The sequence below is a fragment of the Myxococcus sp. AB025B genome, assembly GCF_006518215.1.
Lineage (GTDB): Bacteria > Myxococcota > Myxococcia > Myxococcales > Myxococcaceae > Myxococcus > Myxococcus fulvus.
Genome location: NZ_SRLW01000171.1, coordinates 1 through 21,289, shown reverse-complemented (window position 1 = coordinate 21,289; position 21,289 = coordinate 1). Strand labels below are relative to the sequence as shown.

The following is a 21,289-nucleotide window of genomic DNA, read 5'->3' as shown; positions in this document are numbered from 1 at the left end:
CCCCCGCACCGAGCGCGGTGCCCCCGCCCTCCGGGAACTCCGCGCGCCTGCGCTCCGCGATGGGCAACATGTTCGGCGCGGCCCATGGCAAGGGCGGACTGGGGGTCAAGGGCAGCGGCTCCGGTGGCGGTGGCGTCGCGATACTGGGTGGCAAGAGCAGCGGCATCGCGGGTATCGGCAGCATGGGGCGCGGCAGCGGACGCCTCGCCGGCTCGTCCCGAGGTCCTGATTCGGACGCCACTTCCAACCAGGAGGGCTACCGCGACCACGGCGTGAATCCCTTCGTCGTCACGGAAAAGGACCGCCTCTCCACGTTCGCGGCGGATGTCGACACGGCCTCGTACACGCTGGCGCGGCGCAAGCTGAAGGAGGGCACCCTGCCACCGCGTGAAGCCGTGCGCGTGGAGGAGATGCTCAACTACTTCCGCTACACGTACCCCGCGCCCGCACCGGACGAGGCCCCCTTCGCCGTGCACCTCGACGCCGCGCCCTCCCCCTTCACTCCCGGACGTCACCTGCTGCGCGTCGGCGTGCAGGGCAAGCGCCTGAGCGTCTCCGAGCGCAAGCCCGCGCACCTCACCTTCCTCGTGGACGTCTCCGGGTCGATGCAGTCCCCGGACCGCCTGCCGCTCGCGAAGCGCGCCCTGCGGATGCTCGTGGACCAGCTCCGCGACGGCGACACCGTGGCGCTCGTCACCTACGCGAGCGCGGTGCGCCGTGTCCTCCCTCCCACGGGCATGGAGCACAAGGCCCGCATCCACGCCGCCCTCGAGGACCTGACCGCGGGCGGGAGCACCGCGATGGGCTCCGGCATCCAGCTGGCCTACCAGGAGGCGATGAAGACGCTGGATGGCGAGTCGGTGTCGCGCGTCGTCATCCTGTCCGACGGCGACGCGAACGTGGGGAGCACCTCCCACGAGGAGATCCTGAAGACCATCCGGGGCCACGTGAAGGAAGGCATCACCGTCACCACGGTGGGCTTCGGGATGGGCAACTACCAGGACACGATGATGGAGCAGCTCGCGGACCAGGGGAACGGCAACCACCACTACGTGGACTCGCTGATGGCCGCACGGCGCATCTTCGTGGAGCAGCTCGGAGGCACGCTGGAGGTCATCGCGAAGGACGTGAAGCTCCAGGTGGAGTTCGACCCCAAGCAGGTGTCCCGCTATCGCCTCGTCGGCTACGAGAACCGCGACATCGCGGACGAGGACTTCCGCAATGACCGCGTGGACGCGGGAGAGCTGGGCTCGGGCCACTCCGTCACCGCGCTGTACGAGCTGGAGCTCATGCCCGGCGCGGGCGAGGGCCTGGCCACGGTGCGCGTGCGCGCCAAGCGCCCTCGTGGAGAGAGCGCCTCCGAGCGCGCCTTCCCCTTCCCCGCCAGCGCGCTCTCCCCCACGTTCAAGCAGGCCCCTTCGGACCTGCGCTTCGCGACCGCGGTGATGGGCGCGGCGGAGCTGTTGCGGCGCAGCCCTCACGCGGAGAAGTGGAGCCTGGACCAGGTGCGGGAGATCGCGCGCTCCGCGACGCCCTCGGGCAACGAGGAGCGGGAGGAGTTCCTCGCGCTGCTGGGCGAGGCGCATCACCTGCTGCGCGACGTGGCCGCGCGTTGAGTCAGGAACAGAGGGCACCGGGGGCACCGCGCCTCCAGACGGAGCACCTGGGGTACAATCGATCCTTCACCCCTCGCCCCTGGAGCCCTCCATGCACTCCGCGACGCAGGCAGAGATCGACGAGTCCCATGCGCAATTCCGAGGCGCCTGGCGGAAGCTGGCCCTGGGCGGCAGGGCGGGCGAGGTGGTGGAGCGCCCCGAGGTCTTCATCGCGTCGAGCCATGTCTCCTGGGCGATGATGAACGCGGCCTTCCTGCGCGCGCCCGCCACGACGGAGCAGGCGCTCTCGGCCGCCGTCGCGTCCGCGGCCCGCTACTTCTCCACCGGCCGTCATCCGTGGACGTTCGTCGTCTCGGACGACTGGCTCGCGCCCCAGGTGCGCGAGCGCGCCGAGTCCATCCTCGCCTGGTACAAGCTGCGCCCGCTCACCACCGTCACCGGCATGGTGTGCGAGCGGCTCTCGGAGCCCGTGCGCGCCCTGCCCTCGCTCGACGTGCGCCCCGTGAAGGACACCTGGGGACGCCAGGCCGTGGCCGACATCAACTCGCTCGCCTACGACGTGAGCCGCGAGTCGGGGCGCGAGGCCCTGGACGCGGAGGCCCTGTACGACGAGGAGACCCGAGGCTTCGTGGCCTGCCGCGAGGACGCGCCCGCGAGCAGCACCGTGGTGCTACGGGTGGACGGCCTCGCATACATCGCGCTCGTCGCCACGTCCCCCGGCCACCGGCGGCTCGGCGCCGCGGAGCTCGTCATGAGGCACGCGCTGCGCGAGGCTCGCGACACGTGGGGCATCGAGCGCTCCGTGCTCCACGCCACCGACGCCGGCGCGCCCGTGTATCAACGCATGGGCTATCGCCCCGTGACGCGCTTCCGCATGTACGAGGCCCCCGCGCCTGGCAGCACCTGACACGCACTCGGCTCTCGCCACGAGGACGCTCTCACCCCTCCCTCGCGAACGAGGGCTCTGCACGAAAGCCCACCCTGGAGGGCACGAAGGACCCATGGGCCCGAGGCCTCATCATTCTCGCGGTACCAATCCAGCAATGCGCGACAGCCTGGCGAAGAAACGTGACCTCACGAGAACACCGTCACCTTTTTCTGCCGGGCCTGAAAGCGCGCGGCCTCCTGGGGATGAGAGGGCGAGAGGCGGCGGCGGATGCGCTGACCCAGGCTCGTGAAACCGCGTGGCTGTGGCAGACTTGGTCTCCAGGGGGATCGCCGGAGACAAGAGGCGCCGCAGCACACGGGAGTCCGCGAATGGCGACGTGGAATGACCTCATCCTGGCCACACCTCGACAGGTGAACGGCAGGCATCAGGAAGAGGGGCCGGTGGCGCTGCAGGAGGCGCTGCTGGGAACGGAGGGAGAGCAGCTGGTCCTGCTGGGCCATCTGCACCGGGAGCCGCACCTGCTGCGCGAGGGCGCCTTCCACGCGGGCCGCGCGCACCTGGAGGCCTCCACCCGGCCCACGTGTACGCGCGACGAGCGGCTGGAGCAGATCAGGGCCGCGGGCCACCGCTTCACGGAGGCGCTGGGCGCCGAGCGCGACACGGCCCGCGTCTCGCTCATCTCCCTGCACCTGGGCCTGTGCCGGTTGCTGCTGGGCAGCCCGAAGGACGCGCGCGAGTGGCTGGGGATGGCGAACCAGTCCGCGGTGGAGACGCTCAAGGACATCCTCACCGAGGCGACGGGTGAGCAGGGCTTCACCCGCAACCGGCTGCTCGGGGGGATGCTCAACTTCGTGATGTTCTTCACCAGCTCCGCCACGCTCGGCGCGGGCTACCTGGTGTGGGATCGCGTGATGAGCAAGCGCTCGGACAAGGTGCTGCGGCGCGCGCTCGCGAGGATGGAGCCGCTGGCGGGCTACATCGACGCCCTGCGGGAGATGCGCCTGCGCCTGGGTGAGCCCGCCTCCAGCGTGCCGCGCTACGTGGTGACGCACACCGTGGACGACAGCCAGTGCCTGTCGCGCATCACCATCCGCACGCTGGTGGGGGAAGGCGAGGCCGTGGACTTCAACGGGCGGGAGACCCGCCGCGTGTCCAGGACCGGCTCGGAGCGCACCACCCCGCTCATCCGCTGAAGGCATGCGCGGAGGCAGCGGCGGAAGCCCCTGCCCCCGTGAAGCCGCTCAACCGCGAACGCCCGGAGTCACGGCGCGGGCGTGGAGACGACGCACAGCTTCACCGAGCCGGAGCGGACGCCGCCGCGGCTGTCCCGAGCCGTCATGGTGACACTGCAGTTGTTGCACGCGCCGGACGGCACCTCCGTCGGCGTGAAGTTCGAGGACTGCCCGGTCGGCGTGCTGAACGTGCCGGGGCAGGACGCGGTCCACTGGTAGGTCACCGCATCGCGCTCCTGGTCGAACACGTTCGCGATGACGGCCGTGCTCTGTCCGAGCACCACCCGGCCCTCGCTCGCGTGCACGTAGAGCACCAGCGGCGGCCTGTTGAAGCTCACGTGGACCTCCGCGCTCCCGCCCGGAGGAGGCGGCGCTCCGACGACCTCCACCGTGAGGCGCGCGGTGCTGACGCCATTGCGCTGGTCGCGCACCGTCAGCGTGAGCGTCACCGTCTGCGGCGACGTCGGCGCCGTCCACGTGGGGTTGGCCACCGAGGTGCTGCTCAGCTGCCCCGCCGTGGCGCCCCACGAGTACGACAGCAGGTCGTTCGGCACCGGGTCATGCGCCGTGGCGCCCAGCGTGAGCTGCTCCCCGACCACCACCGTGCTCGACGACACCGACACCGAGTCGATGATGGGCACGTCGTTGTCGTCGTGGTGGCCGAACGTCATGTCATGCAGCGTGACGGCCACCAGCGCCGTCTCGCCCCCGACGATGGTGACGCCCGTCGCCTGGCCCTGGTACTCGAGCCCGTTGTTCGCCGCGAAGGCCGACACCGTGAGCGTCCTGTCGGTGCCCGCGGGAATCCCGGCGATGGTGCCTCCCCAGACCGAGCCCGTCTTCACCAGGTCCTGCTGGATGTCCGCGAAGTCCGCGCCGGAGACGACCACCTGGATGCGGACGACGCTCGACTCCGTCGCCGCCGCCTCCTGGTCGCCAATCACCAACTGCACGGCCCCCGACTGCGAACCGGAGCCACAGCCCACCACCATCGCCAGCAGGAAGCCGACGACGCAGACACTCTTCGCCATGCGCATGGATGTTCCCCTTCTCGCACGCAGACACGAACCGTCTGGCCGTGCGCGAGGGCTCAGCCTGCAACAATGGCAGACACGCCGGAAGTGGAATCAGACCCAATCACAACCGGGGCCGGGTGGACACCCGTGCGCAAATCATGCGCGTCGGTTTTGGACCACCCACCCGGCCCACGTGTCAGGGAGGGATGGGTCATTCCGGATGCCTCCGAAAGCGCCCCACGCCACGAGACGATGTTTCACGGACCCGACAACTCCCGGGGAAAGGAGGAGTGAACAGACATACAGGGAGTGCACGAGAACCCACCCTCGTGATAGAGACGCGCGCCGAACCAATCACCTGGGAGTCTCTTCATGACCTCGGCTGTCCGAAAGCTTTGCGCCCTCGCGCTGTTCCTCGCGTCCTCGTCGTCCTTCGCCATCGAGCACTGGGCGGATGGCCGCGCGTCGCTGCACTCCTGCCTGTACGCCAGCGCCTACGAGGCGGAGATCCGGATGTCGTACCGGAACCTCTCCCTGCCGTGGGGCACGTCGGTGGAGCTCATCCACGGCTGGGGCGGGCTGGACAACTGGGTCGCGTTCGACTGGGACAACACGCAGACGGTCGCCGCGCCTGCGTCCGCGCCGTGGACCTGGACGGTGACGGTGCGCAGCTTCATCTCCCACCGCACGTCCCCCAAGTGGTACGACAGCTTCAACTTCGTGTGGAAGGTCACCCTGCCCGGCGGCAGCGTGTTCTACGAGAAGGGCAACGGCTCCACCTTCGGCTTCTACTCGGCCAACCTGGGTGACATCGCCGAGCGGCCCTGCACCAACAACTCCAGCTTCTCCGGCCCCCCGTTCGCGCTGACCATCACCTCCATCGAGCGGTGGTAGTCCCCTCCGGGCAGGGCTGCTCCTCGGGGCCGCCCTGCCCTGCTGTACGTCCGCGCCGTGCTGGACGTGTCCACACGCTCGCCACCGCGCATGAGCGCTGACGGCGCAATCCCAGTCACGAGCGCATGGTCTCCCCGGGCCCATGCCATTCATTGTCATCCGCGATAGGCTTCACTCGCATCCTTCACCTGAATCGCTCGCGGAGGTATCCATGGAGACGAAGCGCATGGTGGCGGTGGTACTCGGAGCTGGGACCGTTCTGATGGCCTGTGGCGGCCCGCTCGAGGACACGACCACGTCGGAGGAGACGCTGGGCGAGCAGAGGGCGGGGCTCACGGCGTCGCTCTTCTGCTCGCAGGGCCTGGCTCGGGTTTACTGCGATGCTCTCGTCACCGAGGGCATCGCGCCGTTCACCTATACGTGGACCCTGCGGACCTACGTCGAGGCAACGGGCAGGTACTACACGTCCGGCCCCATGCCGGGAGTTGCGAGCCGCAGCTTCACATGTCCGACCCCTGACGAATCCGGGACCTACTTCTCCTCCATCCACATCACCGCCACCGTCACGGACGCCACCGGCGCCGTGGTGCACGCTCGCTCCGGCGAATTCGCCTGCGGCTAAGCCGAAGCGTCACACCTCTCCCGACACCGGGAGTCCTGGCTATTTCAGGTTTTCCGGAGAAGGAACGTCAGACCCCTCCGCCATAGTGCATGGAGGAGGGAGACGGTGACGGCTCAAACGTTGTTGGTGTTCGTTCCGGTGGTGTTGATGCTCGCGGCGGCGGTGGCCATCCGTCGCCCGCGACGGCGCTCGCGGCGACTGAAGGTTCGCGAAGCCCACTGACAGGCTGAGCCGGGGCGCAAGCAGCCGCCCCGGCTCGAACCGGACGAGCCCCTCCCCCGAGGTCGCTCGTCCTTCCGTCAATCAGGTGGCGCTGACTTCCCCCGAAGCCAGACGACCGCATTCCTTGGGGTTATCGGTCCTGCCCGCACCGGGTTGCGTCCGACCCGAATAAAAAATGGAAAGGTGACTGTACGCCCAGGTCCGGGCGTGTCGGAGGTAGACTCCACGCCCTCCCCAACCCGAGTGCCGCGTGGCTGAACGTCCCACCGTCCTGGTCGTCGATGATGATCCGCACCTGCGGGACATCGTCCGTTTCGCGCTGGAGCAAGGCGGCTTCCGCGTGGAGGAGGCCGCGGAGGGGCGAGCGGCGCTGGCCCACGTCCAGCGCTCGCCCCCCGCGCTCATCGTCCTGGACATCATGATGCCGGAGATGGACGGGCTCACGGTGTGCCGCGAGGTGCGGCGCACGCACGAATTGCCCATCGTCTTCCTCTCCTCGCGGGACGACGAGGTGGACCGCATCCTCGGCCTGGAGCTGGGCGGCGACGACTACCTCACCAAGCCCTTCAGTCCGCGTGAGCTGGTGGCGCGCGTGAAGGCGGTGCTACGCCGAGCGCGGCCCGCGCCCGAGAACCCGGCCTCCGCGGCGTCGAAGCCGTTGATGCGCGGCCCCTTGAAGCTGGACGAGGAGCGCTTCCGCGCCTGGTGGGGCGAGCACGAGGTGGTGCTCACCGTGACGGAGTTCCACCTGCTCGCGGCGCTGTTGCGCGTGCCGGGCAAGGTCTTCACCCGGGACGAGGTCATGACGCGCGTCTACGACGACGGCGTGGTGAGTGACCGGACCATCGACAGCCATGTGCGTCGGGTGCGGCAGAAGTTCGCCGGTGTCGGCGGAGAAGTCATCGAGACGGTGCATGGCCTCGGCTATCGGCTCGCCATCCCGTAGCCGCCGCCCCCAGCCCCGGCTGTGGATGGTCTTCGCAGCCGTGGGGCTCGCCGGCTTCGTGCTCACGCTGGGTGGGCTCGCCTTCGTGCGCGTCTACGACAACCAGCTCATCCGCCAGACGGAGATGGAGCTGCTCACGCAGGGCGCGGTGGTGGTGGAGCTCTATCGCGCCACGCTGGCCGAGCGCGTCGGCGACGGCGACTACGGACGGACTCGCACCGCGAAGTGGCCCTTCCCCATCCCCGATGACAAGCGGCTGCGGCCCATCCTCCCCTCGCTCAAGGCCTCGGACGAGCCGCTCCCCGCGGACGAGGAGCCGCCGCGCGCGCTCGTGCCCGGCGAGCCGTGGGCCCTGGAGACGGGACTGAAGCTCAACCCTCTCCTGGAGAACGTGCGCGCCGCCACGCTCGCGGGCATCCGAGTGGTCGACACCAGCGGCGTGGTGGTGGCCAGCAGCAGCCCGGCCGTGCTGGGCACGACGCTGGCCGACCGACCCGAGGTGCAGCAGGCCCTGCGAGGAGAGCCCGCGAGCGTGCTGCGCCGTCGTCACTCCGAGGCCGAGGACACACCCCTGGCCTCGCTCAGTCGAGACACCGGCATCCGCGTCTCGGTGGCGCTGCCCGTCCTTCAAGGCGAGCGCGTCTGGGGCGTGGTGGTGCTGGCGCGCACGCCGATGACCTTCGCCAAGGCCACGTACGCGGACCGCTGGAACCTGACGGCCACGGGCCTGGTGCTGCTCGGCGCGCTCGGGTTGATGTCGCTGGCCGCCGCCGCGCTGCTGGGCCGCCCGGTGCGGGCCCTGGTGAAGCAGACGCGCGCCATCGCCGCCAGCGCGCCGGAGGGCTACGAGCCTTTGGCCCGTCCCGTCGTCGCGGAGCTGGCCGAGCTGTCCGAGTCGCTCGCCGGCATGGCCACCGCGCTCAGAGACCGCAACCAGTACATCCGCTCCTTCGCGGCCAACGTCTCGCACGAGTTCAAGACCCCGCTGGCCTCCATCCAGGGCGCGGTGGAGCTGTTGCGCGACAGCGCGGACGCAATGACACCCGAGCAGCGCACGCGCTTCCTCTCCAACATCGACGCCGACGCGCGCCGGCTCACGCGGCTGGTGCAACGCCTGCTGGAGCTGGCCCGCGCCGACTCCATCACCGCCACGCCCGCCCAGGTGGAGCTGGCCCCGCTGCTCAAGGCCGTCACCGCGAGGGCCCACGCGGAGGGACTGGAGCGCGTGGACGTGGGCCCCGTCCCCGAGGGCCTCACCGTGGCCCTGCCCTCCGAGGTGATGGAGGACGTGCTCTGGCAGCTCGTCACCAACGCCCGTCAGCACGGCGGCGAGGACGTGCGCGTGTCGCTCGCCGTGGAGACGCAGTCGGACGGCATCGTGCGCGTCGTGGTGCGGGACGACGGACGAGGCATCTCCGAGTCGAACCGCGCCCGCATCTTCGACGCCTTCTTCACCACGGCGCGCGAGCGCGGAGGCACGGGCCTGGGCCTCACCATCTCCCAGTCCATGCTGCGCGCGTTCGGCTCCAGCCTGGAGCTGTTGCCCTCGAGCCCGGAGACGAAGGGCTCCGCGTTCGCCGTCGCCGTGCATCAGCGGAAGTAGCTGTTGGAGATGTCCACCGAGTAGCCCAGCTCGAGCGTGGGCGAGGACGCGGCCACCAGGTACTGCCGGAAGTGCAGCACCTTGCCCGGCAACGTCGCGCCCTGGCTCGTGGCCTCGACCGCCTCGAACTGCTCCAGGCTGCCGCCCTCTCGGCGATAGTTGAACACCGCGGGGAAGTGTGCGCGGGCCCGCAGCTCCGCCACCGGCCACGAGACGCGCGGCAGCGCCAGCTTCAACCGACCGGACAGGTGGAACACGCCCAGCTCCCGCGTCAGCACCACCTCGAGCGCCCCCGACGTCTCGCCCAGTCGCGCGGGCGCCACCTTCAGCCGCAGCACCCCATCCGTCACCGCCTCCACGGGCACGGGGATGGCGTTGAGCGTGACGCGCTCCAATGCGTGCCCTTCCGGGATGCTCAGCTCCAGCGCCTGCTCACGGTCCAGGCTCAACGTGTAGCCGACGCGCAGCGTGGCGCGGCCCTCCAGCGTGGACACCCACGTCGCGGTGGCCTCGGAGATGCGCGGCTCCAGCGGAGGACGCACGTGCGGCTTCGTCGCCTGCGCCACCTGGGACGCCGCCTTCCAACCGACGCGCAGCGCGCCCTGCACGGGATAGAGCGCATAGCCCTCACCCGAGGACGGCAGCGACTCCAGCAGCGTGAACACGGACGTGTCCGCCTCCAGCGCCAGCGGCACCGGCGAGGCATGTGGACCGAAGCGAAGCTGCGCGCGACGCTCCGGCCCCGTGCCCGATGAGCGCACGGTGAGGCTCACGTCGAAGCTCTGACGCCCCGCCTTGCGCGTGAGCAGACACAGGAAGCCATCCACCACGCCCACCGTGGCGCCCTCCAGCGTGGGCAGGGCCGTGGGGTACGTGTCCGCGTCGAGCTGCAGCAGGCGCACCTGCGTCCAGCGTCCATCCGCGAGCACCTCCACGTCGAAGCTCGCCTCCACTTGCAGCGCATCCGCGGACAACCGCCCGCTCAGCTCGCTCTTCACCAGCGCCTCGGTGGGCGGCGCGGGAGGTGGTGTCTGTCGCTGCGAGTACAGCGGGATGAGCTGCTCCAGCGGCACGGTGGCGGTGCCGGCGGGAGCCGGAGTGGACTCGGGCGCGCCCAGTGCCTTGGGAGCGAGCAGCAGGATTCCGACGACGAGGGAAAGGGTCCGCATGATGGGCTCAGCTCGCTTCCGGGGTGACAGGGGTGGACACGGGGGCCGCGCTCGGGGCCGCGCCGGGCTGGGACAGGTCCGACAGGAACGCGCGCACGCTCGCGCGGGTGGAGAGCACCATCAGCCCGAGCAGGCCGGCGAGGATCTCCAGCGTGTAGATGAGGCCCGTGTAGCCCTCCAGGATGACGGCGCCGGTGGGCACCAGCAGCGTCGCGCCCCACAGTCCCGCGAGCACCGACGTGCGCTCCTTCGGGAACAGCCACCTGGCATACGCCACCACCGCCGCGCCCAGGCCCAGCGCGCTCACCGCATAGGCCACATAGAAGTTCATGAAGGCCGCCAGGTACGCGAGCAGCACGAAGAAGAAGCCGTACACGGCGGCGAGCAGATACGACTCATGCAGCGCGAGCTGCCGCTTGTGCCGCAGCCCCAGCGCCGCGAGCAGCGCCACCAGCACCAGGAACGGCACCCACGCGCGCCCCGCCATGCGCGACACCATCGAGTCGAACGTCTTCTCCGACGGGAGGATGACGCCCAGGTTGACGCCGGACTCGAGCGACTGGAACGCCCAGTCCAGCGTGACGGTGTCGCTGCCCGCCTGCACGGACGACGCGGACAGCACGCCCGCCGGATAGTCGTAGTTGTCCCCGCCCTCGACGGCCAGGTGCACGCGCACGTCGCGCGCGGAGAGCGCCGGATCCAACTTGTAGATGAACGAGTCGAGCCCTCGCGCGCGGTAGCGGATGACGAAGCGGGCCGTGGCCCCCTTGGCGATGCGGCCCGTCCAGACGAGCCGGTTGCCGGACTCGCCCAGGTCCAGGCTGGCTTCCTTGCCATCCACCAGGAACTGGAGCTCCGACAGGAGCACCTGAGACTTGTCCATCTCCATGGGGAAGATGAACGCCACGTCGATGTCGTGGCCCTCGCGGTTGACCACCGCGTACTCCGCGCCCAGGTTGAAGTCGAAGCCGGAGAAGTAGCGCAGGCCTCGCTTGCGGTAGTTCATCTTCGCCAGCACCTCCACGTGCTGACGGTCGAACGCCAACGGCTTGAGCTCCGTGAAGATGGTGCCGCTGTGCACGTAGCGCAGCGACGGCGCGGGCTGCACCACGGGCGCGCCCCACCGGTCCTCCACCCCAGCCGCCAGCTCCGAGTTCGCGAAGTCCGTCCGCCCCGCCACCTGACCGGCGATCACCGCGGTGGCGAAGACGACGATGAAGAGACTGCCGAAGACGTGGTGCGCGACGAGCCACCGGAAAGCCCCGCGGATGGGGCCTTCGGACGTCCTCGGAGCACGAGGCGGGAAGGCTGGAGGATTCATGCCCCCAGACTCGTCCCGCGCAGTGCAATGCGGATGGCGCACCCGTGCGCTTCCCGAGGAATGTTCGTGCGGATTTCGTGCAAGCCCTCGTCACGGGCCCCGGAGGTGAGTGCTCGTCGACCCGCACGCAGGGAAAGCGGGTGTGCACACCTCGCGACGGAGTCTTCTCGGACCGCACCGGCCGTCCCGACTGTGACTTTCCGCGTCCGTCGCGCGCGCCGCGCGCATCGCTGTCACAAAGTTGTCAGCCGGCCCAGGAAGGGGCTCAAATCCAGGAAATGGAGAGAGTCGAGGAGATCTACCAGGGCTTTGTGGTCGATCATCAGCTCGAGCGCGCGGGCCTCTTCGAGGTGCTCCGCGAGCGTTACGTGGCGGTGGACACGGTGCTGTACCCGGGGTGCTTCGTGCACATCACCCCGTCGTTCTTCTTCCAGCACGTGGTCTACGTGGACCGCAACGATCTGGCGCAGGGCTTCTTCGCGAACAAGGACGGCGTGCTGCGGAAGATCAGCTCGCGGCAGCAGTACGCGCAGAAGGCCTACGTGCGCTTCGTCGCGCAGGACTTCACGCAGCCCATCCCCATCCTGGACGAGAGCTTCGACCTGGTGCTCTCGCTCTATGCCGGAGGCATCGCCCGCGCGTGCGGGAAGTACCTGAAGGTGGGCGGCCTGCTGGTGACGAACGACCACCACGGCGACGCGGCCGACGCCGCGGCCGAGGAGAACCTGGCGCTCGTCGCGGTGATGAAGGAGCTGCGCGGCAAGTTCACCTTCAGCGATCAGGAGCTCGACACCTACCTGGTCCCGCGTCAGGCCACGCGAGGGCCTCGCGCGCCTCGCACCGAGGGACGCCCCGAGTGGACACGCCACGCGGACTACTACGTGTTCCGCAAGACGCACCCGGGCGCCTCCAGACAGGAGCCCGGGCGCTTCTCCACGCCGCACTGAGCGCGCGGACGCGCGCTACCGCGGCTCCAGCCGGAATAACCCCACTGCTGGGTCCCCGCGCCGTCCGCGGTGCTCACGTCCAGCGCCTTGCCGCTGTGCAGGGAGACGAAGCGTGAGTAGCCACTGTCGGTGGGCTCCACCACCCAGAGCTGGCTCGCGCCGGTATGGCAATCCCACGGGTGGATGGTGGCGCCGTCCGCCGTGCTGGGCCCGTCGATGTCCAGGCACCGCCCGGTGCTCTTGTTGACGATGGCGACCACCGCCGCGGTGAGCAGCTTGCCGCGAGCGCGCATCGCCACGCCGAGTTCACGGATGAGCGCCGCGAAGTTCTGCGCGGACGCGCCCGGGTCCGGGTACTCCCAGTCGATGTCCTCGCCGTCCAGGCCCGTCGTGGTGACGTAGCTCACCCGCGTGTTGACGGCGGGGACTGCACGGCGGGCGTCAGCGGGCGTCGGTGGGGAGCGGCTTCACCTGGAGCTGCTTGGACGCGAGGAACTCCGCGTTGAAGACCTTGGACGCGTAGCGGCTGCCGTGATCACACAGGAAGGTGACGATGCGCAGGCCCTTCCCCGCGTGCTGCCGCGCGATTTCATACGCGGCGCGCACGTTGAGCGCCGCGGAGGTGCCCACCACCAGCGCGTCCTCGCGGGCCAGGTGGTAGAGCATGTCGAGCATCTCGCCGTCACCCAGCCGCATCGCCTCGTCCACGCGCGCGGCCTGGAAGTTGGCCGTGAGTCGCATGATGCCGATGCCCTCGGTGATGGAGGAACCCGACGACTCCAGCTTCCCCTCGCGTACGTAGCAGTAGAGGCCCGAGCCCGCCGGGTCCACGAGCACCACGCGCAGCGCGGGGTTCTTCTCCTTGAGGAAGCGGCTGACGCCGGACATCGTCCCGCCGCTGCCCACGGAGGCGACGAGCACGTCCACACGACCCTCGCACTGCTCCCAGATTTCGGGCCCGGTCGTCTCGTAGTGGAAGTCACCGTTGGCCGTGTTCTCGAACTGGTTGGCCCAGAACCAGCCGTGCGCCTCCGACAGCGCGCGGGCCTGGTGGAAGAAGTGGGACGGGTTGGCGAAGGGCACGGGCGGCACCTTGCGGACCTCCACACCCATGGCCTCCAGGTACTCGTACTTCTCGCGCGCCTGGTTGTCCGGCATCGTCACCACGACGCGGTAGCCACGCTCGCGGCCGAGCAGCCCCAGGCCGATGCCCGTGTTGCCCGCGGTGCCCTCGACGATGGTGCCGCCAGGCTTCAAGAGCCCCTGCTCCTCCGCGCGGCGGATCATCCCCTTGGCGGCGCGGTCCTTGATGCTGCCGCCCGGGTTCATGAACTCCGCCTTGCCCAGGATGTCGCAGCCGGTGACGCGGCTGAGCGAGCCGATGCGAAGCAGCGGGGTGTTGCCGACCGAGTCCCACAGCGAGCCGATGCGAGGCGCCATGCCCCCTCCCCTAATGGAGTCCGGGGAGGGAGGCAACCCGCCAGGTCCGCTTGCGGCTACTCGTTGCGCATCGCCTCGACGGGGTCCAGCTTCGCGGCGCGGGCGGCCGGATAGATTCCGAACAACAGCCCCACCCCGCAGCTCATCGACAGCGCCAGGGCCACGGCCCACGGCGGCACGGACACGGGGAAGCCCACCATCCAGTCGCCCAGGAACACCAGCCCGAAGCCCAGGCCCACGCCCATGGCGCCACCCAGCAGCGCCAGCAGCACCGCCTCCGTGGCGAACTGCCCCAGGATGCGCCGCCGCTTCGCGCCCAGCGCCTTGCGCACGCCAATCTCCCGCGTGCGCTCCATCACCGACACCAACATGATGTTCAGGATGCCGATGCCACCCACCACCAGCGACAGCAGGCACACGCCCACGCCGGCGATGGTGATGACCTGCGAGAGCTGGTTGAACGACGCCGTCACCGACTCGTTGGTGTGCAGCTCGAAGTCGTTGGCCTCGTCGGGCGCCAGGTTGTGCCGGCGGCGCATCAGCGTGGCCACCTCGTCCTGCGCCTTGCGGAACAGGCCGGGGTCCTTCGCCTGGATGTCGATGTCCAGCGAGCGCTCCTTGCCGTAGAGCTGCTGGAACACGCGCAGCGGGATCATGGCCTGGTTGTCCAGGCTCACCATGCCCAGGAAGCTGCCGCGCCGCTGGAGCACGCCAATCACCCGGAACGGCCGGCCCTTCAGGCGGACCTCGAAGCCCACCGGGTCGATGCCGGGGAACAGCTCGTCCGCCACGTCCACGCCCAGGATGATGACGTTGCGGCCGTCCAGCCCCTCCACCTCGTTGAAGAAGCGGCCGGACTGCACGGACACCCCGCTCACCGCCGGGTACGTCGTGGACGCGCCCATGATGAGCACCGCGGGCCGCGTCTCCTTGCTCACCGTGGACACCTTCTGGCCGCCCTGGTCGTCCGAGGGCGCCACCAGCCCCACCGACGGACAGAACTGCTCCAGGGCGCGCACGTCCTCCAGGGTCATGTCCGGACGCTTGGCGAACTTGGCCCAGTTGAAGCGGCCGAAGCCGCCCGCGGGCCACTTGGTGAGCTGGAAGGTGTGCGCGCCCAGGCGACCCAGGTCGCGGTTCACCTTGGTGCGCAGGCCCTCGATGAGCCCCATCATCGTGATGACCGTGGCCACGCCGATGACGATGCCCAGCAGCGTCAACAGCGAGCGCAGCGGGTTGCCCAGGAACGTGCCCAGCGCCAGCCGGAGGTTGTCGAAGAAGGCTCGCATCGGCTCACTCGTACCGGAGGGCTTCCACGGGGTCCAGGTTCGCCGCGCGCGCCGCCGGCCAGATGCCGAACAAGAGGCCCACCAGCGCCGCGAAGAACACCCCGCCCAGGATGGTGCCCGTCTGCACGTCCGCCGCCAGCGGCGTGATCAGCGACACCACCTTGGCCGTCCCCAGCCCCACTGTCGTCCCCAGCAGGCCGCCCACCGCGGACACGCTGGCGGCCTCCATCAGGAACTGCACCACGATGGTGCGCTTGCGCGCCCCCAGCGCGCGCCGCACGCCGATCTCCCGCGTCCGCTCGCGCACCGACACCAGCATGATGTTCATGATGCCGATGCCGCCCACCAGCAGCGTGATGAGGCCCACGCCCACCGCGACGCCATACAGCGCGCCCGTGAGCTGCGCGTAGGTCTGCGCCATGGCCTCCGGCTTATTGATGTTGAAGTCGTCCGGCTCACCCGGCGTCGTGCCGCGGATGCGCCGGAGGATGCCGATGAGCTGGTCCTCGGCCGCACGCACCTGGCCCGCGTCCGCCACGGCCATCGCGATCTCGAACGGGCGCCCCTTGCCGAAGCTGCTGTAGAAGGTCTTGAAGGGGATGATGACGAGCAGGTCCATGCTCTGGTTCACCACCTTGCCCTTGCGACTGAGCGTGCCCACCACCTGGAAGGAGCGGTTGTCCACGCGGATGGTGCGCCCCACCGGGCTGATGCCGGGGAAGAGCCGGTCCGCCACGTCCGCGCCCAGCACCGCCACCGGCCGCGTCACCTCTTCGTCCGCCTCCGTGAGGAAGCGCCCGCTGGTGATGTCGAACCCGGAGATGCCCAGGTACTCGTGGTTGACGCCCTGGATGCGCACCGTGGACATCTGCTCGCTGGCGTACGACACGTCCGCCAGCCGCGACACCGACGGCGACATCACGCTGATGAAGGGCGCCATGGAGCGCAGCCGCTGCACCTGGTCGAGCGTGAAGTTCTTGCGCCCGCGGTACTTCCACCAGTCGCCCTTGATGATCATCGGGTACTTGCTCACGTAGAGCGTGTTCGCCCCGAAGCTCGCCAGCTGCCGGTGGAAGGACGTGTTGAGCCCCTGGATGATGCCGACGATGGCCAGCAGCGTGGCCACGCCGATGCCGATGCCCATCGTCGTCAGCACGGTGCGCAGGCGGTTGGCGCGCAGCGAGAACAGGGCGATGCGCGCGCCCTCCAGGATGTCCACCCGAAAACCCGCCCAGTGCTTCATGCGCCCCCCGCAGCCATCGCCGCGGCGTTGCCCAGCGCCACCTCGCGCCCCGGCCCGTCGGCGACGATCTCCCCGTCGCTCAGGCGGATGGCCCTCGGACACCGGGCCGCGAGCTTCGGCTCGTGCGTGACGAGCACCAGCGTGTGGCCGGCCTGGTGCAGCTGCTCGAACAGCCGGACGATCTCCTCGCCCGTGGCCGAGTCCAGGTTGCCCGTGGGCTCGTCCGCCAGCAGCATGGACGGCTCGGACACCAGCGCGCGGGCAATCGCCACGCGCTGACGCTGACCGCCCGACAGCTCGTTGGGCCGGTGGTGCATGCGGTGCGTGAGCTGCACCTTGTCCAGCGCCGCCTTCGCCCGCTCCCGCCGCTCCTTGGCGGGCATGCCGCGGTACACCAGCGGCAGCTCCACGTTGGCCAGCGCCGTCTCCTTCGGCAGCAGCTGGAACGTCTGGAAGATGAAGCCGATCTCCACGTTGCGGATGACGGCCAGCTCGTCGTCGCTCATGCGCGACACGTCCTTGCCGTTGAGCATGTAGCGGCCGCTGGAGGGCGTATCCAGGCAGCCCAGCACGTTCATCATCGTGCTCTTGCCGGAGCCGGACTGACCGATGATGGCCACCCACTCGCCCCGGCCCACGCCGAAGGTGACGCCTCGCAGCGCCCGCACCTCCTCGCCACCGACGTGGAAGACGCGGGTGATGTTGTCCACCTGGATGAGCCGGCCATCGCCGGCGCCGCTGCCGTGGCTCACGACTTCCGCCCGCCCTTCATGCCGCCCGGACCGCCGCCCTGCTCGGGCTCCTGCACGTTGTCCCCGTGGTTGAGCTCCTTCGACAGCGTGCGGTAGGGGCCCTCCACCACGCGGTCGCCATCGTTCAGCCCGGAGAGGATCTCCAGCTCCGTGTCGGACGCGATGCCCGTCTGCACCCGCCGCACCTGCGCCTTGTTCGCCGCGTCCACCACGAAGACTACCTTGGCCAGCGACTCGGTGCGCCGCGCCTTGAGCGCGCCACCCTCGATGGGCTCCTTGTAATCCGGCAGCGTGCGCTCCGCACGCACCGTGACCGCCTGGATGGGCACCAGGACGACGTCGCTGCGCGTCTCCGCGGAGATACGGGCCTCCGCGCTCATGCCCGGCAGCACGCCCGGCGGCCGCATGTCCAGCGCCACCGTGACGGGGAAGCTGGTCACCTCGGCCTCCGTGCCCTCGTTCTTGATGAGCGCCTTCTGGGCGATCTCCACCACGGAGCCCGCGAAGGTCTGCCCCTCCAGCGCGTCCAGCGTCACGTCCGCGGGCTGGCCCGGCTTGAGGTGCACCACCTCGTGCTCACCCACCTCGAACTTCACCTCCATGGCGGACAGCGCCGCGATGGTCATCACCACGTCCTCGGCCAGCTCCGAGCCACGCACGCGCTCACCCACCTCGCGCGACAGCTCGATGACGTTGCCGTCGATGGGCGAGAACATCGTCGTGCGCGACAGGTCCGTCTGCGCCTGCTCCACGACGGCGACGTTGCGCGCGAGCAGCTGCTTGGCGGACGCGAGCCGGGCCTCCGCCGTGTTCTTGCTCGCCTTGGCGACCTCCAGCTCCGCGCCGGACGCCAGGCCCTTGGTCACCAGGCCCTCCACGCGTCCCAGCTCCTGCGTGGTGCGGCTGACCTCCACCTCCGCCACCTGGGCGTCGGCGCGCGCCGCGTTCTGCGAGGCCATCGCCTGCTTCAGCGCCGCCTCGTAGACGCGCCGGTCGATGCGGGCCAGCACCTGGCCCTTCTTCACCGCGTCGCCATCCTTGACCAGCAGCTCCACCAGGTCTCCAGAGAGGCTGGAGGAGATCTTCACCGTCGTGGCCGCCTGCACCTTGCCCGCGCCGGTGATGGTGCGGGTGATGGTGCCCTTGCGAGCCTTGGCGATCTGCACCTCCTGGGACGGCGGGGGACGCTCCTTCAGGCCTCCCGCCGTGATGGCCGCGGCACCGAGGAACAGCGCACCGGCGATCACACCCTTCCACCACTTCATTTCGTCTCTCCCGGGCTCATCAGGGCGCCCATGGCCCGCATCAAGGTGAAGCGGGCGATTTCGACATCGATTCTGTTTTCCAACAAGCTGAGCTCCGCCTGCGTGAGGCTGAGCTGGGCGTCACGGACTTCCAGCGTGGAGCCCGCACCGGCCTTGAAGCGCTCCTCGGCCAGGTTGAGGCCCTGGACGGCGGCCTCGCGGTTCTCCGCGGCCAGCCGGGCGGCGACGATCTGCGCCTCCAGCGACTGGTGCGCGGTGCGCACCTCGGCCTCGATCTCCCGCGCGGACTGCGCCAGCTGCAGCTGGGCCTTGCGGATGTTGGCCTCGGCCCGCCGGGTCTGCGCGGGGGTGATGAAGCCGTTGAAGACGTTCCAGTCCAGGTTGAGGCGGCCGATGAAGTTGTTCTGCAGGCGCGGCTCGGTGAAGACCTGGCCGGCGTCCGGGCCCTGGCGGGTGTAGATGCCCTGGGCCGACAGCTTCGGGATGTAGTCCGCGCGGGCGATGGCGCGCTCCAGCTCCGCCGCGCTCACGCGAGCCTCCAGCGCCTTGAGCAGCGGGCGCTGCTCGCGGGCCACGCTGATGGCCTGCTCGATGGTGGGCGCGGGACCGGGCTCCGACTGGAGCACGCCCGGGTCCACCGCCTCCACGGGCTGGGTGCCCGGACGCGTCAACCACACCGCGAGCTGGCCCTGGTCCGTGACGAGCTGGCTGAGCGACTGGACAAAGGAGATACGATCATTGCCCAGGTTCACCAGGGCGGAGATCTCCTCGACCTTGCCCACGCGGCCCGCCAGGAACAGGGAGCGAGCGCGTTCGAGCTGCTCCTCGCTGCGCTTGACGGTGGCGTCGAGCACCTGGCGGGTGGCCTGGGTGCGGAAGAGCGTGAAGAAGCGACGGATGGCCTCCAGCTCCGCGGTGTCCGCCTCCTCCTTGGCCTGGCTCGCCTGCGCGTCGCGCAGCATGCCGGCCTGCTCCAGTTGCTTCCAGAGCGCGCGGTCATAGATGCTCTGGCTGATGACGGCGCCCAGGTCGTAGTCGCCCGTGCTGGTGGGCTTGGACTCGACGGAGATCTGCACGAACTCGCCGGGGTTGTTCACGTCCGGCACCAGGTCGAACGTCTGGCGGCGGCCGAGCCAACGCTTGCCCACGAAGCCGTTGACGGAGAGCTGGGGGAGCAGCGCGGAGCGACGGATGTTCACGTCCTCCTGGCTGACCTCCAGGTCCTGGAGCGCCGTGAGCGCGGTGGTGCTCTGGCGGCCCTCCTCGCGGGCCTGCTGCAGGGTGATGGGCGTGGGCGCGGGGGACGCCGACAGGAGCGTCGCGACGATGAGGGCGTTCATCGGCCACCTCCCGCCGAGCCGGGCAAGCCCACCATCATGACGCCCGCGAACATCGCGTAGAGCGCCAGGGACAAGAGCAGCGCGCGGGTCCGCGGCATGCCGGTGGCGGCGGAGAAGCCCAGGCCGAGCAGCGCGGTGCTCCAGAGGTTGAAGAAGTCCACGGTGGAGGCGACGCGCGCCATCTTCGGGCTCAGCCCCCCCAGGAACGCGCCCAGGTGGGACGGGACCAGCTGGAGCACGCGCGAGACGGAGACGGTGTGCTGCGCCGCGAGGCAGCCGGTGAGGATGAGGTGGTACAGCGCGATGGGCAGCAGCGCGATGGCCGCCACCGACATCAGCTTCTCGAAGTGGACGGGCCGGTCGAACAGCCAGGACACGACCCAGAGCATGGCGGCCAGCAGCAGCGCCAGGAACGGCATCACGAAGACGCCCTTGGCGATGCCGCCCACCAGGGCCTTGCGGGAGGCGGTCTGGATCTTGTCGCTCAGGTCCGCCTCGGAGATGGTCGCCATCTCCCCGGAGGACTGGAGCTCACGGATGACATCCGGGGTCGCGTCCCAGCGAAGGGAAAACAGCGTCCCGGAGGCGGACACGCAGAGGGCGAGGATGAGGAGGGGCCAGACCCAACGGCGGGCTTCGACGGCGGCGGGCGTCCCCTCGACAGGGTCGATGAAGACGCGCACGGGTTGGACGAGTGAGGTCATAAGGTGGGTGGTCTCGGAGGGAAGTACGGCAGTCCCCCTCAGGCAATTGCTCGGCCAGTCGAAATTCCGCGGTGAACGGGCAGCCAGCCGGCCGAATTCCATCCGCATGGAAGGTCGGGCGGCTTTCTACTTCAAGGATTCCGCAGACCTGTAGCAACCTGTTGCGGAAATTTTGCCGTCGGGATCGAGAGGGTGTATTCCGCTCGGCTGCACGCCTGCCGGAGCTCGAATGGTCGAAAGCACGGATCTCGCCCAGGTCCTCCAAGAAGCCAGCGACATTGCCCGGAGCGTGGCCCAGAAGCTTACCTCGGCCCACGTGCTCCTGGCGCTGTTCACGGTGGAGAACCGGGCGCAGCTGCTCCTCAAGGAGCGGGGCGTGGACGAGGATGCCCTCCTCCAGCTGCTCACCGCCGCCCCCGCCGAGCACGATGGCCTGGTCCGCGAGCTGCGGGAGAAGGCCCGTGAAATCGCGGTCAGCTGTGGTTCCCAGGAGGCGGACTGCCTCCATCTGCTCATCGCGGTGACGCGGGTGCGCTGCGGGGCCCAGGAGCTGCTGATGCACGCGGGCCTGGATCTGGCGACGCTGCGCACCACGGCGGTCTCCTACTTCGTGAGCGGGCGGATGCCGCGCAAGCTGCAGCCGGGGCGCACGCACGTCACCACCTCGCGGCCCGTGCAGAGCCGACCGCTCGGGGCGCCGCCGTCTCCCCTGCCCTTCTCCGCGGTGGCGGTGAGCCTGCCGCGCCCGATGCCGGCCGCGCCGCCGAAGCCTCCTCCCC

The 21,289-nt window shown here is 69.8% G+C and carries 20 protein-coding genes; 9 read left to right on the top strand and 11 right to left on the bottom strand.

Annotated features, from left to right (window positions below):
* The 3 genes from FL311_RS26005 to FL311_RS25995 all read left to right on the top strand — a co-directional run.
* Positions 1-1,616, top strand: a 1,616-nt coding sequence (locus tag FL311_RS26005; RefSeq protein ID WP_228557077.1) for a VWA domain-containing protein, incomplete at its 5' end; no start/stop codon positions are given.
* A gap of 91 nt (positions 1,617-1,707) precedes the next feature.
* Positions 1,708-2,523, top strand: coding sequence for a GNAT family N-acetyltransferase (locus FL311_RS26000; RefSeq protein WP_141329021.1), 816 nt, complete (start codon positions 1,708-1,710; stop codon positions 2,521-2,523).
* A 350-nt stretch (positions 2,524-2,873) separates the two neighbouring features.
* The gene (locus FL311_RS25995; protein ID WP_141329019.1) at positions 2,874-3,698 is read left to right on the top strand and encodes a hypothetical protein; all 825 of its coding nucleotides are present in this window, start codon (positions 2,874-2,876) and stop codon (positions 3,696-3,698) included.
* 68 nt (positions 3,699-3,766) lie between these two features.
* On the opposite strand, the gene FL311_RS25990 is transcribed toward FL311_RS25995, so the two are convergent.
* Entirely contained in the window at positions 3,767-4,774 is a 1,008-nt protein-coding gene (locus FL311_RS25990; protein ID WP_141329017.1) for a hypothetical protein, read from the bottom strand.
* 351 nt (positions 4,775-5,125) lie between these two features.
* Here FL311_RS25990 and FL311_RS25985 point away from each other — a divergent pair, with 351 nt between their 5' ends.
* From FL311_RS25985 to FL311_RS25970, 4 genes are all read left to right on the top strand, one after another.
* Positions 5,126-5,647 carry a hypothetical protein gene (locus tag FL311_RS25985; protein WP_141329015.1) on the top strand — a complete coding sequence of 174 codons (522 nt, stop codon included), beginning with the start codon at positions 5,126-5,128 and terminating at the stop codon, positions 5,645-5,647.
* 211 nt (positions 5,648-5,858) lie between these two features.
* Positions 5,859-6,269 (top strand): hypothetical protein, encoded by a 411-nt coding sequence (locus FL311_RS25980; protein WP_141329013.1) that lies wholly within the window; start codon positions 5,859-5,861, stop codon positions 6,267-6,269.
* 472 nt (positions 6,270-6,741) lie between these two features.
* Complete coding sequence (locus tag FL311_RS25975) at positions 6,742-7,437, top strand: response regulator transcription factor (protein WP_141329011.1); 696 nt, start codon at positions 6,742-6,744, stop codon at positions 7,435-7,437.
* Entirely contained in the window at positions 7,406-9,040 is a 1,635-nt protein-coding gene (locus FL311_RS25970) for an ATP-binding protein (protein ID WP_141329009.1), read from the top strand. Before FL311_RS25975 ends, FL311_RS25970 begins: the two co-directional genes overlap by 32 nt.
* Here the strand turns inward: FL311_RS25970 and FL311_RS25965 are convergent.
* Both FL311_RS25965 and FL311_RS25960 read right to left on the bottom strand, forming a co-directional pair.
* Positions 9,028-10,209 carry a hypothetical protein gene (locus FL311_RS25965; protein WP_141329007.1) on the bottom strand — a complete coding sequence of 394 codons (1,182 nt, stop codon included), beginning with the start codon at positions 10,207-10,209 and terminating at the stop codon, positions 9,028-9,030. The genes FL311_RS25970 and FL311_RS25965 overlap by 13 nt on opposite strands.
* 7 nt (positions 10,210-10,216) lie before the next feature.
* Positions 10,217-11,530, bottom strand: a complete 1,314-nt coding sequence (locus tag FL311_RS25960) for a hypothetical protein (RefSeq protein WP_141329005.1) — start codon at positions 11,528-11,530, stop codon at positions 10,217-10,219.
* Positions 11,531-11,808: 278 nt separating this feature from the next.
* Between FL311_RS25960 and FL311_RS25955 the strand changes: the two genes are divergently transcribed.
* Entirely contained in the window at positions 11,809-12,477 is a 669-nt protein-coding gene (locus FL311_RS25955) for a class I SAM-dependent methyltransferase (protein ID WP_141329003.1), read from the top strand.
* On the opposite strand, the gene FL311_RS25950 is transcribed toward FL311_RS25955, so the two are convergent.
* Genes FL311_RS25950 through FL311_RS25915 form a run of 8 tightly spaced genes read right to left on the bottom strand, consistent with a single transcriptional unit; the run spans position 12,408 to position 20,510 of the window.
* The gene (locus tag FL311_RS25950) at positions 12,408-12,884 is read right to left on the bottom strand and encodes an RICIN domain-containing protein (protein WP_141329001.1); all 477 of its coding nucleotides are present in this window, start codon (positions 12,882-12,884) and stop codon (positions 12,408-12,410) included. The genes FL311_RS25955 and FL311_RS25950 overlap by 70 nt on opposite strands.
* A 34-nt stretch (positions 12,885-12,918) precedes the next feature.
* Complete coding sequence (locus tag FL311_RS25945; RefSeq protein WP_141328999.1) at positions 12,919-13,917, bottom strand: cysteine synthase A; 999 nt, start codon at positions 13,915-13,917, stop codon at positions 12,919-12,921.
* A gap of 56 nt (positions 13,918-13,973) precedes the next feature.
* On the bottom strand, positions 13,974-15,206 hold the full coding sequence (locus tag FL311_RS25940; protein ID WP_141328997.1) for an ABC transporter permease: 1,233 nt from the start codon (positions 15,204-15,206) through the stop codon (positions 13,974-13,976).
* A gap of 4 nt (positions 15,207-15,210) precedes the next feature.
* A complete protein-coding gene (locus FL311_RS25935) occupies positions 15,211-16,449 on the bottom strand; it encodes an ABC transporter permease (RefSeq protein ID WP_141328995.1) in 1,239 nt (412 codons plus the stop codon).
* Complete coding sequence (locus tag FL311_RS25930; protein WP_141328993.1) at positions 16,446-17,201, bottom strand: ABC transporter ATP-binding protein; 756 nt, start codon at positions 17,199-17,201, stop codon at positions 16,446-16,448. Before FL311_RS25930 ends, FL311_RS25935 begins: the two co-directional genes overlap by 4 nt.
* Positions 17,198-18,466: an efflux RND transporter periplasmic adaptor subunit gene (locus tag FL311_RS25925; protein WP_141328991.1), complete on the bottom strand. Its 1,269-nt coding sequence runs from the start codon at positions 18,464-18,466 to the stop codon at positions 17,198-17,200. Before FL311_RS25925 ends, FL311_RS25930 begins: the two co-directional genes overlap by 4 nt.
* The gene (locus tag FL311_RS25920) at positions 18,463-19,806 is read right to left on the bottom strand and encodes a TolC family protein (protein WP_141328989.1); all 1,344 of its coding nucleotides are present in this window, start codon (positions 19,804-19,806) and stop codon (positions 18,463-18,465) included. The genes FL311_RS25925 and FL311_RS25920 overlap by 4 nt, the downstream gene beginning before the upstream one ends.
* On the bottom strand, positions 19,803-20,510 hold the full coding sequence (locus FL311_RS25915) for a YIP1 family protein (protein ID WP_141328987.1): 708 nt from the start codon (positions 20,508-20,510) through the stop codon (positions 19,803-19,805). Before FL311_RS25915 ends, FL311_RS25920 begins: the two co-directional genes overlap by 4 nt.
* Positions 20,511-20,739: 229 nt before the next feature.
* Between FL311_RS25915 and FL311_RS25910 the strand changes: the two genes are divergently transcribed.
* Positions 20,740-21,289 (top strand): Clp protease N-terminal domain-containing protein (locus FL311_RS25910; protein WP_305036171.1); only part of this gene is annotated, 550 nt, incomplete at its 3' end.